Source organism: Salinimicrobium sp. TIG7-5_MAKvit, assembly GCF_049569215.1.
Lineage (GTDB): Bacteria > Bacteroidota > Bacteroidia > Flavobacteriales > Flavobacteriaceae > Salinimicrobium > Salinimicrobium profundisediminis.
The window spans coordinates 576,832-592,270 of sequence record NZ_CP145903.1 but is presented as its reverse complement, the minus strand read 5'-3'; the positions used below and the strand labels follow the sequence as shown (position 1 = coordinate 592,270).

Genomic DNA, 15,439 nt, shown 5'->3' with positions numbered 1-15,439 from the left:
CTTATTTTGATGCCGAATAAATAGTCGCCACTCCCATTGTTTGAGGCTTGTGTTGTACCTCTATAAACCCAATTTCACGTAAAATATTGTTCAGGTTTTCGCCGTAAGGGAAAGCGGCGGCACTTTTACTAAGGTAACTATAGGCAACTTTGTCTTTGGAAAACAATTTACCAATTAGGGGAAGAAGATTCTTAGAGTAGAATTGGTAACCTTGTTTAAACGGAAATTTAGTAGGGACAGAGGTCTCTAAAATGACAAAAATCCCGCCCGGTTTTAGAACCCGCAAAATTTCTGATAAGCCCTTTTCTAAATTTTCGAAATTGCGAACCCCAAAAGCAACTGAAATAGCATCAAAATTGTTATCGTCAAAAGGTAAAGCTTCAGAGTCTCCCTGAATCATCTTGATTCGCCCTGTAAGTTTTTCTTCTTCGATCTTTTTTCTTCCTACAGACAACATTCCTTCAGAAAGATCAAGACCCACAATTTCTTTTGCACCTGTTTTTGCCAGACTAATGGCAAGGTCTCCTGTTCCGGTTGCGATGTCAAGAACAGATTCAGGATTGGTTTCAGAAATTATATTAATTACTTTTTTACGCCATTTTACATCAATTCCAAAAGAGATAACTCTGTTTAAACCATCATAGTTGGTAGAAATGGTATCAAACATTTGCTCTACCTGTTTCTTCTTGTTTAAACTGGAATCTTTGTATGGGGTAACCTTCTTGCTCATGCCAAAAAATTTTCGCCAAAGATACATGTTTATCTATCAAATGCTGAGCCTGTAAACCAAATACTTATGTGGTATTTTGTTTTGCTCGATTGAAATACATTAACTTTGTGCCTCTTGAACTTACTTGTTCCTTATGAAAATAATCATTGCCGGTGCCGGTGAGGTAGGATTCCATTTAGCCAAGCTATTGTCATATGAATCGCAGGATATCACTCTTATTGATGTGAGTCGTGAGAATCTTATCTATGCCGATGCCCATCTGGATATTCGGACTCTAAGGGGAGATGCTACTTCCATTTCGGTGCTCAAAGATGCGCAGGTAAAAGATGTAGATCTGTTAATTGGTGTTACCAGTAGTGAAACAACAAATATTACTGTTTGTGTTCTGGCAAAGCAATTAGGTGCAAAACGTACCATTGCCAGAATTGCCAATACCGAATTTTTGGACGGAAAGGACGAGATAGGTTTTACCCAGTTTGGAATTGATGAACTCATTTCTCCTGAAGCATTAGCCGCCCGTGAAATTGAACTTCTCCTGAATCAGTCGGCTTTTAATGATAGTTACGAATTTGAAGATGGAGCCCTTACTATGGTGGGATTAACACTTTCTGAATCGGCTGCTTTTTTAGGGAAGTCGGTTAAAGAGACTGCCAAGATTTTTCCGGGGATTCATTTTATGCCAATTGCACTACGGCGGAAGGATACTGTAGAGACAACTATTCCCAGGGGAACTACTACTTTTAAAGAGGGCGATCAGGTTTACTTTGTTACCACACGTGGGGGAGTAAGTGACCTTTACAAACTTACAGGAAAGAAACGCCAGAACATGAAAAATGTGATGATTCTGGGAGGAAGCAAGATAGGCCGTAAAGCCTCGATGGATTTGTGCAAAAAGAAAATGAATGTGAAGCTCATAGAGAGCGATAAGGATACAGCATTTGATCTTGCCGATGAACTGCCAAAAGCCCTGATCATTCATGGTGATGGTCGTAATGTGGAGTTGCTTGAGGAAGAAAGCATTCAGGATATGGACGCCTTTATTGCGGTAACAGGAAATTCTGAAACCAATATTATGACCTGCCTTGTTGCGAAGTCTAAGAATGTAAAGCGAACCATTGCACTGGTTGAGAATATGGACTATTTTCAGTTAAGCCACTCCATAGGGATAGATACGCTTATCAATAAAAAACTACTGGCCGCCAGTAATATATTCAGGTACATAAGAAAAGGAGAGGTCGTTGCAATGACACGCCTTAGTAATATGGATGCTGAGCTGCTGGAGTTCATAGTTAAACCTACTTCGAAGGTTTCCAATAAAAAAATTATAGATCTTGACTTTCCGCGATCAGCAATTATTGGTGGAGTTATAAGAGATGGAATAGGAGTGATTGCTTTGGGTAATTTTAGAATTCTTCCCGGTGACCGGATTGTAATTTGTTGTTTGCCACATGCCATTCACAAAGTAGAAAAATTGTTCCTCTAATGCCAAGACTTAATAAGCCTATAATTAGTCATATCATGGGGGTGCTCATGGTCTGCAACGGGGGGTTCATGCTTACTGCTGCCGGAGTTAGTTTTTACTATCAGGATGGAGTAACCTGGGGCATCCTGCAGGCAGCACTAATTACTATGGGAATTGGAGGTTTGGCAATGGTCTTTACCAGGGGGCATGTGAAAGAGGTCAAAAAAAGGGATGGCTATCTCATTGTTACCTTTGGTTGGGTTTTTATGGCACTAAGTGGTACCCTGCCGTATGTGTTAAGCGGTGGAATACCTTCCTTTACAAATGCCTTTTTTGAAACCATGTCTGGCTACACCACCACAGGGGCTTCAATTTTAAATGATATAGAATCTGTTCCCAAAGGGCTGCTCTTCTGGCGGAGCCTTACCCACTGGATTGGGGGGATGGGAATTATAGTCCTGGCCATTGCGATACTTCCCCTGTTGGGAATTGGCGGTATGCAGCTATTTGCCGCAGAGGCTCCGGGCCCCAGTGCCGATAAACTGAAACCACGAATTACCGACACCGCCAAAAGGCTCTGGTTTATTTACGTAGGTCTAACTTTTGCTGAAACTGTATTGTTATACGTAGCCGGGATGGGCCTTTTTGATGCCGTTAATCACTCCCTAAGTACACTCTCTACAGGTGGATTTTCTACCAAAAACGCAAGTGTCGCCTACTGGAATGACAATCCGCTGGTGCAGTACATTATCTCTCTCTTCATGTTTCTGGCAGGAACAAACTTCGTAATAAGTTATTTTGGATTCAAAGGGAATTTTAGAAAGGTGTTTCGAGATGAAGAGTTTAAATGGTATTCCTATTTTATTATTGGTTTTACGTTGATTGCTGCTTTAATCGTTTTTTTTAAAGCCGATCCTTCGCTTTCTTCTATAGACCATCCTATGATTTTGGGAGAATTTGAAAGTGCCTTGAGACATTCCCTGTTTCAGGTTCTTGCTATTGTTACCACTACAGGTTTTGTCACGGCAGATTATACTTTATGGACAACTTTTTTGACGGTCTTTTTCTTTGGATTATTTTTCCTTGGTGGCTCAGCAGGTTCTACAGCTGGGGGGGTTAAAGTGATGCGTCATGTGATCATGATTAGAAACGGCCTCATTGAATTTAAAAGAACGCTGCACCCAAACGCTGTACTTCCGGTACATTATAACGGTAAGAGTATAAGTAAAAAGATTGTCTTTAATATTCTGGGCTTTTTTATCCTTTACATGCTTTCTTTCATAATTGGGGCTTTAGTGCTTGCTTCCATCGGCCTCGATTTTGAGACTGCAATTGGGGGAGCGGCATCTGCACTGGGTAATATAGGCCCGGCATTTGGAGATCTTGGGCCGGTAAACAATTTTGATTCTTTGCCCCCTCAGGGAAAATGGTGGTGTTCTTTTCTTATGCTTATAGGAAGACTTGAACTCTTTACCGTCCTCATACTTTTAACACCATTCTTCTGGAGAAACCGATAGGATTAATGGCAGTATGCAGTAATTAGTATTGAGAATTGAGTATTGAGTAGTGAGTGATTTTCGTTAGATAATTTTTCTTCTCTTTTACCTCTGAAAAACTGACGTACTGATGTCGCGGATTTGTAATCCGTGACGAGAATGATCCAATTCAAATTTCCATGACTGAAAATGTTCTTCAAAAATGGCATTTTTGGGAAGTATTTTTCCGGAGGGCATTCCACAAAGAGGAGCGGTTAAGTATTGGGATTTTAGAATTGAGAATTAGAAAATTTCATTTTTGAGATTTCTTCTTTTCTATCTGCGGAAATCTGTAGAATCTGCGGGAAATAGAAGTATCAGTATTTAGATGTCTCGGATTTGTAATCCGTGACGAGAAGAATTCAATTCAAATTTACATGACTGAAAATGTTCTTCAAAAATGGCATTTTTGGAAAGTGTTTTCCCGGAAGGCATTCCACAAAGAGGAGCGGTTAAGTATTGGGATTTTAGAATTGAGAATTAAAAAATTTCATTTTTGAAATTTCTTCTTTTCTATCTGCGGAAATCTGTAGAATCTGCGGGAAGTAGAAGTATCAGTATTTAGATGTCGCGGATTTACAATCCGTGACGAGAATGCCCTTTTTCAAACTTCAGGAATAGAATGTTCTTCAAAAATGGCATTTTTGGGAGGTCTTGTGTTCAAAATGCTTCAGGCATAAACAAAAAATCCCTACTTTTTCAGCAGGGATTTTTTATAGATTTCAGAAGAAATTATTTTTCAGAAATAGCATTTTTGATGCGATTCATAGCTTCTTCTATTTCGGCTTCACTTGCGGCATAAGAGAACCTGATGCAGTTTGGGCTTCCAAAAGCATCTCCGGTTACTGTAGCTACCAAAGCTCTTTCTAAAATGAACATAGAAAAATCGGTTGCATCTTTAATTTCGTAGCCATTGATGGTCTTTCCGAAGAAATAGGAAATATCTGGGAAAACATAAAAAGCACCCTCTGGCTCTGTAATGGCAAAACCTTCAATGCCCGACATTAAATCAATGATCAACTTTCTGCGGCTCTTAAACCTGTCGATCATGTACTGGATCTTGCTTACAGGAGCTTCTAAAGCAGTAATCACCGCACGTTGTGCGATACAGTTGGCACCACTGGTGATTTGGCCCTGCATTTTGTTACAGGCTCTCGCAATCTCGGCAGGGGCTCCTATGTAGCCAATTCTCCATCCGGTCATGGCAAAAGCTTTTGAAACTCCGTTTACAGTCACCACACGGTCGTACATATCTTCAAACTCTGCCATAGAGGCGTGCCCTCCCACAAAATTAATGTGCTCATAAATTTCATCGCTCACCACAATGATTTGCGGATGTTTTACCAAAACATCGGCCAAAGCACGAAGTTCTTCTTTGCTGTAAACCATCCCACTGGGATTTGAAGGGGAACTGTACCACAACATTTTAGTTTTGGGCGTAATGGCAGCTTCAAGTTGCTGTGGTGTCATCTTAAAATCTGATTCAACTGAAGTAGGTACTTCTACGGGAACGCCTTCGGCCAGCTTCACAATTTCGGCATAGCTCACCCAGTAAGGGCAGGGAAGGATCACCTCGTCTCCAGGGTTGAGCATTACCATCGCAACGTTGGCCAGGGATTGTTTTGCTCCTGTTGAAACAACAATTTGGGAACGATCATAAGTGAGGCCATTATCTCTTTTAAACTTGTTGATAATAGCATCTTTTAGCTCCACGTAACCGTCTACCGGCGTGTAGGCGTTGTAATTTTCATTGATGGCCTGTATGGCGGCATCTTTAATAAAGTCGGGAGTATTAAAATCGGGTTCTCCCAGGCTAAGGCCTATAACGTCTTTTCCTTCTGCCTTAAGTTCTCTGGTCTTGGCAGCCATTGCCAGGGTTTGAGAGGTAGACATGTTGTTAATGCGATCAGATAGTTGGTACATGTTAAAAAGGGTTGATAGTTATGGTAGAATAATAGTTAAGATGATACTGTGGGCTTCATTCCCATTTCGCGCAAATGGCGAAAATGTGCGGTAATGGCTGCCCGGGTGGTCTTATATTCATTATAAGGCAGCTGGCATTCTTTAGCTGTTTCCTTCACTATTTTTGATAGTTTGTTGTAATGAATATGACTAATATTCGGAAAAATGTGATGCTCTACCTGGTGATTCAATCCGCCGGTAAACCAGTTGACTAACTTATTTTTGGTAGAGAAATTTACCGTGGTAAATAATTGATGAATAGCCCATGTGTTTTTCATAGAACCGGTATCATCGGGTAAAGGCATGTCGGTTTTTTCTACTACGTGAGCCAGTTGAAATACCACACTTAAAATAAGGCCTGCAGTGTAATGCATTATGAAAAACCCAATAAGGATCTTCCACCAGGCGATAGACAGAATAAGCATTGGGATGACAATCCAGATTGCCACGTAAATAAGTTTAGTGATGGCTATGATGCTCCATTGCTTTACCGGATTTGGCATTTTTCCGTAAGAAAGTTTACGGGCAAGATACCTTTTGGTTTGCTTAAAATCTGTGGTGAGTGCCCAGTTAAAGGTAAGTAACCCATATAAAAATATGGAGTAATACTGCTGAAACCTATGAAAGCTGTGCCATTTGGCGTGTTTGCTGAAACGTATGATCCTGCCGGCATCAAGATCTTCATCGTGCCCGTGAATATTTGTATAAGTATGATGCAGAACATTGTGCTGTACCTGCCAGTTATAAACGTTTCCTGCCAAAACGTAGATAGTACCACCCATTAGATTATTTACCCATTTTTTGGAAGAGTAGGAGCCGTGATTACCATCGTGCATAATGTTCATGCCCACACCGGCCATACCTACTCCCATCACTATAGTAAGTAATAACATCCACCATTGAGAAATGTCAAGGGTAAGAATGAGAAAGTATGGAGTTAAGAAAAGGGAAAACATGACCACGGCTTTGAGGTGAAGCTTCCAGTTTCCACTTTTTGAAAGGTTGTTTTCTTTGAAATAGGCATTCACCCTGCTATTAAGGGTTCGGAAGAACTTTGCTGAATCTGTCCGGGAAAAACGTACTGTAGGTGTATTCATTAAAAATTTTGTATGTAAATGACAAAGGTAAAAGATTATAATTCTCTACGAGTATAGCACTTCACAATTAATGCTTTAAATTATTACTTTTGCTGAAAAATAAAAAAGTTTGGAGCTTCTCGAAAAATATTTTCCCAATTTCTCAAAAGATCAGAAGAATAAGTTTTCTAAACTGCAGGAACTGTACCAGGATTGGAATCTTAAGATAAATGTAGTCTCCCGTAAAGACATTGATGAACTTTACCTTCGTCACGTGCTGCATTCTCTGGGAATTGCCAAAGTTCAGGAATTTCTTCCCGGCGCATCAATCCTTGATGTGGGCACAGGAGGCGGTTTTCCTGGTATTCCTCTTGCCATTCTGCATCCCGAAACCAATTTTCACCTTGTAGACAGTATTGGTAAAAAGATCAAAGTGGTCAATGAAGTGGTTGAAGGCCTGGGCCTAAAAAATGTTCATACTACAAATGCCAGGGTAGAAGAAGTACCGGGGCATTACGACTTTATTGTAAGCAGGGCGGTTGCTGCCATGCCTACTTTTGTACACTGGACCACCGGTAAGATTGCGAAACAGAGCAAACACGAACTTAAAAACGGAATTCTCTACCTAAAAGGCGGAGACCTTTCTGAAGAACTGGCCGATTATCCCAAAGCCGTGATCTATGAGCTGCCAGATTTCTTCGAAGAAGATTTTTTTGAGACCAAAAAGGTGGTGCATCTACCCCTGAAGTATAAAAAATAAGGAACCTCAAAAGATGGACTAGCCCCCAAAAGTTGTGCACTTATTGGGGGCTGGTCAAAAATGCCATTTTTGAGACCTCTTTTTTCATTACCGCAGCGTTAATCTACAAGGAACTTAAGAGCCACACTCGAATCTTCCAGGTACACCCGCACAACGTACATTCCTTTAACCGGAACCTCTACCGGTAATTTTATAATGCTTCCCTGTTCAATTTCACTTTTGCTGTACGAATAGATCGCCTGCCCCATAGTGTTGTATAAAATGACATTTTTGACAGGTAATAAATCGTAATTTTTAATGACGAGCTGCTTTGATTCTCCCAAATAAAGGACCTCTAATCCCGTTGAAGAAGGTTGAGGTTGTTGAGGTTTCTCAATGATGATGCTGTCGTCACCTCCATTATTGCCGTCGTCATCACCTCCTTCATCAGGGTCTCCCGGATCTTCTTCGGAAGGTTGATTGTCTTTAAAGACTATGGCGTATCGGTCGTGGATGTTTCCCGCTGCGACTTCAGCAGTAAAATCTGATTCCTGTAAATTATGATAAGTGTCGGTATCATTGTCTTTTACAAAAATTGGAGCATTTTCGCTTATGTTCTCAAGCTCATCAATTGCAATGGTAATTTGGCCTCCTTTGGAAGTTTTAATGCCAAATGGCAACACCCTGCTTTCTCCAAAATCGGGTACCCCCTGAATAATGGCCTCTAATTCATTGAACAACCAGTACATATCTTCCCTGTTGTTCTCTATAAGGGGAGCGTCATAGCCAAGGTCAAATCCTGAAGTCGTATTTTCATCAGCTGTAACCAGAAGCTGACGGTGGTAACCTTCAGGGGAACGGAATTTGATCCAGATCCTTTTTCTGCCTTCCGCGGTAGAAGATTTAGGTTCATTTAAGCCTTTTTTCTCCTGGGAATGAAATACCGATTTTGTGGGATCAATCTCAGAAACAAAGAAACGCTGACTATTCCTGAACAAAATTTCTCCTCCATCAATGCTAACGCCATATTGAGAAGTGATAGATTCATCGAGGGCGGTACTTACAAAAAAGGCCTGGGCCACCGGAATGTACTGTTGCGGCCTCTCACCACCTTCATCTCCTGTAGCATTAATACGCTCGTCATTTGCTATGGCTCTAATTCCGCCAGAAAGATTATACACTGCATAGCCGCCAATGTAAAGGGGCAGGTAGTGCGTGTTGCCTGAAAAATGCGACCAGAAATAAAGGGAGCCGTTAAAAACATTAGTGCCGTTTCTTCTATCCTTCAAATTATCGAGAATAAACTCATTGGCATCAATAGCCGATGGGTAAGGGTTCCCAATAAGGTAATTTTTTCCGGTAGTGATATTTAACGAAATGGTGTCGTTATTTGGCATTCCGGTGAACACGTAATTCTGAAGATCGAGAATTTCACTGTACCCCGAAGATCCTTTCATGGAATATCCTTCTCCAGATTTTAAGAGCGTTGTACTTTCATTGATCTTCTCCCACTGGCTGTATTCGTTTGAATCTCCGAAGAATTTATGCAGCCAGTAAGAACTTATTTTAATAGGGCTGGCCATAGCCTTGTCTGCCCAATGAAACTGATAGTTAAAGTCAATAATTTTTGGATCGGTAGGATCTGTACCATCTTTTAGTACTGAAGCGATTTTGTAACCGCTGTTTTGACCGCTAATACTCACCGGTGATGTCCAGTAATTGTAATTGTAACTGCTGGCGGTTCCCTGCTGGTCTTTTTGTATGCTGCCATTGCCAACTAAAATACTACCCTGGGTCTGGACCAGCTGTGATTCTCCATTCAGGTCTATAAAACCACCAAGATCGAGGTATTTGGTTATGGTGAGGCCGTTTCCGGTTCCAGGCTGAATTCCGCTGGAGGTGCGTACAGGGTTTTCACCCAGCATATCCAACTTTCCTCCATTTAGTAAAAATCCAAGCAGCGTAATATTTTGGCTTCCGGAATTTTGCTCGTGGGTAACATATGCAATATTCCAGTTAATGTTTTCTCCATTGATCCCCTTATCATTGGGCCAGGTCCAGAAATTCTCTCCGTCATCTCCTATATGAACATCCCATGCCGTCCGGGTTTTCCATGCGCCATCAGCTTCGGAAATATAAGGAAGGGGAGCAGTATTTTGCTGAAGGCTTTCAATATTCCGCAGATGCCCGTCTACACCATTATTTGCCCTGTCTACTGCTATTCCCTGGGCCACTTTAGCATCTTCAGCAATAAGCCTGTAATAACTTGCGAGGGATGACCAGGATAAGGTTTCAGGAACGTTCATGGGGAGAATTATTCCTTTTACAAGGCTACCTGTGGGCTCAATGCGCTGGTTCATCATAAACCTTATTTGCTCTACAGAGAGGGCGGTGTTCCACACTCTGAGTTCTTCCATCCAGCCTTTAAAATAGTTTTGCGGCACTTCGGGGTTCTCTGCATTATACATAGCACCAATAAGAAATGGGAACGAATTGGCTGTTGGTTTGGAGCCGGTAGAGTTTCCTACTTTGATGCCGTCTACATATAATTCAACACTACTGCCTTTAAAAACCACTGCAAGATGGTACCAGCGGGTTGTGCTTAATTTGTGTGAAGTAGAAACCGAATTTCCATTCCATCTAAACGTGGGTGCACCATTATTGATTACCAGGTCGTATCCACTGGAAGTTAATGCAGCTGTGTTACGTTTTGAAATAATTGTTTTTAATCCCTGAACAGACTTCGGTCTAATCCAGACCTCCATAGAAAAATCTGAAGAAAAGTTATTTCTATCTCCAATATAGACGTAATCATCTACTCCGTCAAAATCTAGAGTACTGCAATCGCCTTTAAAATTAACCGTCATGTCACTACTTGTTCCGCAGGTGCCATCGGCATGGGCAATTGTCCATCTTAACGTGTAAATACCTGCCGGGGCGCTAAAAGCTGAGGTTGGGCTATTTGGTTCGGCAAGTGTCCAGCTTGAATTTGGGGCATCAATTACCGTCCAGGTTCCCACGCCGGTCACGGGCGTATTTGCCTCCAGAACAGTATCGTAAAATCCGCATCCAAACGTTTGATCGGGACCAGTTTCAGCAACAGTCAGCTGTTCAGGCTGGGTAATAGTGACCGGTACGATAGCCTGGCAGCCATTGGCATCAATAACGGTTACAGTGTAGTTGCCTGCAAGTAGATTTATCGCAGTAGCTGTGGTTTGTTCTGTTGGATCATTCCAGAGATATTCGTAGTAACTATTGCCGTTTTCATCAATGAAGGGGGTGCCTCCCTGCGGTGAAGCTGTAGCTTTCCCTTTTTCACCGTAGCAGGCAGGATTAACAGAAGTTAAGTTGATAGTAATTGGGGCAAGCGGCTGGATGATCTCTACAGCCTCCGATTCAAATTTTTTGCCTTCACTGTCTTTCACCCAAACTGTATAAGTGCCTGCTTCGAGACTATTGAACACATTAGAGCTTTGATAGGTTCCATTTGAACCGGTAATACTGAAATAATAAGGAGCTTTTCCTCCGGAAGCTTTTGCGGTTACAGTGCCGTTTTTAGAACCGTAGCACAGTAATTCATTTGCAGTAACTGTGACAAATAACGGAGCCTGTACCGTCTCGGGACTATTGGTGGAATAACATTTAGGATTGGGGCCCTGTCCGCACGTCCATTTGCTATTGTTGGAAAAGGTAAGGTATACATTTTCTACAACGAGTATGTCTCCGCAATTCCAATCAACCTCAATGGTTTTTACTTTTTGAGGTATTGCCTGTTTATCGTATAGACACCTGCCTCTGTTCAGGCGGGTTACTTCCCCATTGGGGTGTTCTATAGAAAATATATATTCCATATATAGCGAATACCGTGTGGGGCCAGAAGGCAGATTAAAGTAGATGAATTTTGAAATATCATCATCACAGGTTTCACTGGTAATTTTGTTTCCGTTGGCATCACCGATGTAAAACGGACTAATTTCAAAGTCATTTGATCCGCAGTCGTCAACAAAACATTCCCCTGCATAATGTATGATTGAAATGGTTTTTGAAACTCCGGTAGCATCAGTAACCGTAAGTTTTACATCTTTATTTCCTGTGGCAGAATAAATAACTTTATGAGATCCCGGGCCGGTAGCTGTAGCGGGAGTGGCATTTGCTCCAAAATTCCAGGAATAGGTATAAGGTCCCACTCCGCCCTTCGCAGAAAGATCTTCTACTTCAAAATATGAGGTTCTAATAATGTCGGTATCACTGCCACATACAGAGGTGGGAATTATTGGGGCATGGATAGCATCATATATGTGGACAGTAGTAGTAAGCTTGCAACCCTTGTTGTCGGTTACCGTTACTTCGTATTCTCCTGCAACCAGATAATTTGCTGTTTTTGTAGTTTGAAGAATTGCAGTCTCTCCTTTTTTGCGCCATTCATAGGTGTAACCCGGCGTGCCTCCGGTAAAATCTACAGTTGCTGAACCAGTAGCTGTGCCATAGGTGGTGGTTCGCTGAATATTTGTATTTACCACAGATAGTGGTTGGGCCGGTTGATTAATTTTTAATGCTGAATTGAGCACTACTATACAGTTAGGGTATGCTGCATCTCTTATAGCTACAGAATAAGTTCCGGCATTAAGTCCGCTAAAGCTGGAAGAGGATTTCCAGTTAGAGCCGTCTATGCTGTACTCATAACTACCATGCCCTCCTGAAGCGTTTGAAATATTAATGGCGCCACTATTTCCATTTGCACAACCAACATCTGTTTTGGTGATTTGAGCGGTTAAAAGAGCTGGCTGGGATACGGTTACTGGCACCTGGATGGAACATTCATTAGCATCTTTAACAAAGATTGTATGATTTCCGGCTGGGAGGTTTTCAAAAAGTTTTGTGGAGTAGAAATTCTCATTATCTACAGAGAATTCGTAAGGAGTTGTGCCGCCTGTAACAGTGCCGACAGTTACTTTTCCATCACTTCCTCCATTACAGGAAACGGGAGTGGTGGTGGAATTTGTTAGAGTCAATACGTTTGGCTCAGAAATAGTCACAGTTTCTGAAGCTTCACAGCCCTTGCTGTCTTTTACAGTGATCACATGATCTCCTGCGGAAAGGTTGCTGAAAGTAGTGGCTGTTGAAAAACCACTTCCATTAATGCTGTAGGTGTAACCTGAATTTCCACCTGAAGCAGTACCGACAGTTACTTTTCCATCGTTTCCTCCATTACAGGAAACGGGCGTGGTAGTGGAATTTGTGAGAGTCAGTACATCTGGCTGAGAAATTGTAACAGTTTCTGAAGTTTCACAATCCTTGCTGTCTTTTACAGTGATCACATGATCTCCTGCGGAAAGATTATTAAAAGTTGTGGCTGTAGAAAAGTTTCCACCGTTGATGCTGTAGGTATAACCTGAATTTCCACCTGCAACAGTGCCCACGGTTACTTTACCGTCGTTTCCTCCATTACAGGAAACAGGCGTGGTGGTGGAATTTCTGAGAGTCAGTACGTCCGGCTGAGAAATTGTAACCGTTTCCGAAGCTTCACAACCCTTGCTATCTTTTACAGTGATCACATGATCTCCTGCAGAAAGATTATTGAAAGTAGTGGCTGTTGAAAAACTACCACCGTTGATGCTGTAGGTATAACCTGAATTTCCACCTGCAACCGTGCCGACAGTTACTTTTCCGTCGTTTCCTCCATTACAGGAAACAGGAGTGCTGGTAGAGTTGGTGAGAGTCAGGACATCGGGTTGAGAAACATTAACCGTTTCCGAAGCTTCACAGCCCTTGCTGTCTTTTACAGTGATCACGTGATCTCCTGCGGAAAGGTTACTGAAAGTAGTCGCTGTTGAAAAATCACCTCCATTAATACTGTAAGTATAACCTGAATTTCCGCCTGCAACAGTGCCGACAATTACAGTTCCATCACTTCCTCCATTACAGGAAACGGGAGTGGTGGTGGAGCCTATAAGAGTCAGTACATCCGGCTGAGAAATTGTAATAGTTTCCGAAGCTTCACAACCCTTGCTATCTTTTACAGTGATCACATGATCTCCTGCGGAAAGGTTGCTGAAAGTAGTGGCTGTTGAGAAACTACCACCGTTGATGCTGTAGGTATAACCTGAGTTTCCACCTGTCACAGTTCCTACAGTTACTTTTCCGTCGTTTCCTCCATTACAGGAAACGGAAGTGGTGGTGGAATTTGTCAGAGTCAGTACATCCGGCTCATAAATAGTCACAGTTTCTGAAGCTTCACAACCCTTACTATCTTTTACAGTGATCACATGATCTCCTGCGGAAAGGTTGCTGAACGTAGTGGCTGTTGAAAAACTACCTCCGTTAATGCTGTATGTATAACCTGAATTTCCACCAGCAACTGTGCCGACAGTTACTTTACCGTCGTTGCCACCATTACAGGAAACGGGAGTGGTGGTGGAGCCTATAAGAGTCAGTACATCCGGCTGAGAAATTGTAATAGTTTCCGAAGCTTCACAACCCTTGCTATTTTTTACAGTGATCACATGATCTCCTGCGGAAAGATTATTGAAAGTAGTGGCTGTTGAGAAACTACCACCGTTGATGCTGTAGGTATAACCTGAGTTTCCACCTGTCACAGTTCCTACAGTTACTTTTCCGTCGTTTCCTCCATTACAGGAAACGGGTGTGCTGGTAGAGTTGGTGAGAGTCAGGACATCGGGTTGAGAAACATTAACCGTTTCCGAAGCTTCACAGCCCTTGCTGTCTTTTACAGTGATCACATGATCTCCTGCAGAAAGATTATTAAAAGTTGTGGCTGTTGAGAAACCACCTCCATTAATGCTATAGGTATATCCCGAATTTCCGCCTGAAGCGGTGCCAACAGTTACTTTTCCGTCACTTCCTCCATTACAGGAAACGGGTGTGGTGGTGGAATTTGTGAGAGTCAGTACATTTGGCTGAGAAACAGTGAGCGTTTCTGAAGCTTCACAGCCCTTGCTGTCTTTTACAGTGATCACGTGATCTCCTGCGGAAAGGTTGCTGAAAGTAGTGGCTGTAGAAAAACTTCCTCCATTGATGCTGTAGGTATAACCTGAGTTTCCGCCTGCAACTGTGCCGACAGTGACTTTTCCGTCGTTGTCGCCGTTACAGGAAACAGGAGTGCTGGTAGAGTTTGTTATGGTCAGTACATCTGGTTGAGAAATTGTAACAGTTTCCGAAGTTTCACAGCCCTTACTGTCTCTAACAGTAATGATATGATCTCCTGCGGAAAGATTGCTAAAAGTAGTGGCTGTTGAAAAACCACCTCCATTAATGCTGTAAGTATAACCTGAATTTCCGCCTGCCACAGTTCCTACGTTTGCAGTTCCGTCGTTGCCGCCGTTACAGGAAACAGGAGTGCTGGTAGAGTTTGTTAGAGTCAGGAAGTTTGGCTGAGAGATCTCTAGATTCGGACTCAAGGTAACCCGGCAGGAAGTATCAGATTTATCAGTTATAAGTACCTGATAACTTCCAGGTGCAAGATTTTGGAAATTACCCGAATCCTGCCAGGAGTTGCCATTGTCAATGCTATACTGATAACTTCCGCTCCCTCCTGAAGGTCCCGAAATATTTATTGATCCGTCACTGTTGCCATTACAAGTGATGTTAGTTGAAGACAAACTGGCCGAAAGGCTACATTCCTGAAAAGCAGCAGAAAAAATTCCGTAAGGAGATTCCGCCCAATTTTGTGCCTGAGGCTGATGTTCCTGAGGGAAAATATAAGTATTTGATGTAGAGTTATTCCAAAAGGATGCCAGTACCGAACTTGTCAGTAGTAGAAAGAGGACCGAAATTTTAAGAGAATTGTAAATTTTCCCCATGGCAAACCGTTAAAAATCAGCAGGTAAAAGTAGGAAAATTTTCAAGATTGTGTTCTTTTATTCCTTTTTTTAATCGGTAAAAGAATTAAAAATCCGATTAAATACACTTCTTTAA

Annotated in this window: 7 protein-coding genes; 3 read left to right on the top strand and 4 right to left on the bottom strand. The window is 42.0% G+C overall.

What is annotated here, in order from left to right; genetic code table 11:
• Position 1: 1 nt before the first annotated feature.
• The gene (gene ubiE, locus V5739_RS02635) at positions 2-730 is read right to left on the bottom strand and encodes a bifunctional demethylmenaquinone methyltransferase/2-methoxy-6-polyprenyl-1,4-benzoquinol methylase UbiE (protein ID WP_423819541.1); all 729 of its coding nucleotides are present in this window, start codon (positions 728-730) and stop codon (positions 2-4) included.
• 133 nt (positions 731-863) lie between these two features.
• On the opposite strand from ubiE, the gene trkA reads away from it, so the two are divergent.
• Together trkA and V5739_RS02625 are read left to right on the top strand one after the other, a co-directional pair.
• On the top strand, positions 864-2,213 hold the full coding sequence (gene trkA, locus V5739_RS02630; RefSeq protein ID WP_266070706.1) for a Trk system potassium transporter TrkA: 1,350 nt from the start codon (positions 864-866) through the stop codon (positions 2,211-2,213).
• On the top strand, positions 2,213-3,709 hold the full coding sequence (locus V5739_RS02625; protein ID WP_423819540.1) for a TrkH family potassium uptake protein: 1,497 nt from the start codon (positions 2,213-2,215) through the stop codon (positions 3,707-3,709). Before trkA ends, V5739_RS02625 begins: the two co-directional genes overlap by 1 nt.
• Before the next feature lie 750 nt (positions 3,710-4,459).
• Here the strand turns inward: V5739_RS02625 and V5739_RS02620 are convergent.
• Positions 4,460-5,650, bottom strand: a complete 1,191-nt coding sequence (locus V5739_RS02620; protein ID WP_266070709.1) for a pyridoxal phosphate-dependent aminotransferase — start codon at positions 5,648-5,650, stop codon at positions 4,460-4,462.
• Between the two features lie 35 nt (positions 5,651-5,685).
• Positions 5,686-6,786, bottom strand: a complete 1,101-nt coding sequence (locus V5739_RS02615; RefSeq protein WP_423819539.1) for a fatty acid desaturase family protein — start codon at positions 6,784-6,786, stop codon at positions 5,686-5,688.
• Between the two features lie 109 nt (positions 6,787-6,895).
• Here V5739_RS02615 and rsmG point away from each other — a divergent pair, with 109 nt between their 5' ends.
• On the top strand, positions 6,896-7,525 hold the full coding sequence (rsmG, locus tag V5739_RS02610; protein WP_345599084.1) for a 16S rRNA (guanine(527)-N(7))-methyltransferase RsmG: 630 nt from the start codon (positions 6,896-6,898) through the stop codon (positions 7,523-7,525).
• Positions 7,526-7,623: 98 nt separating this feature from the next.
• On the opposite strand, the gene V5739_RS02605 is transcribed toward rsmG, so the two are convergent.
• Entirely contained in the window at positions 7,624-15,324 is a 7,701-nt protein-coding gene (locus V5739_RS02605) for a LamG-like jellyroll fold domain-containing protein (protein ID WP_423819538.1), read from the bottom strand.
• Between the last annotated feature and the right edge of the window lie 115 nt (positions 15,325-15,439).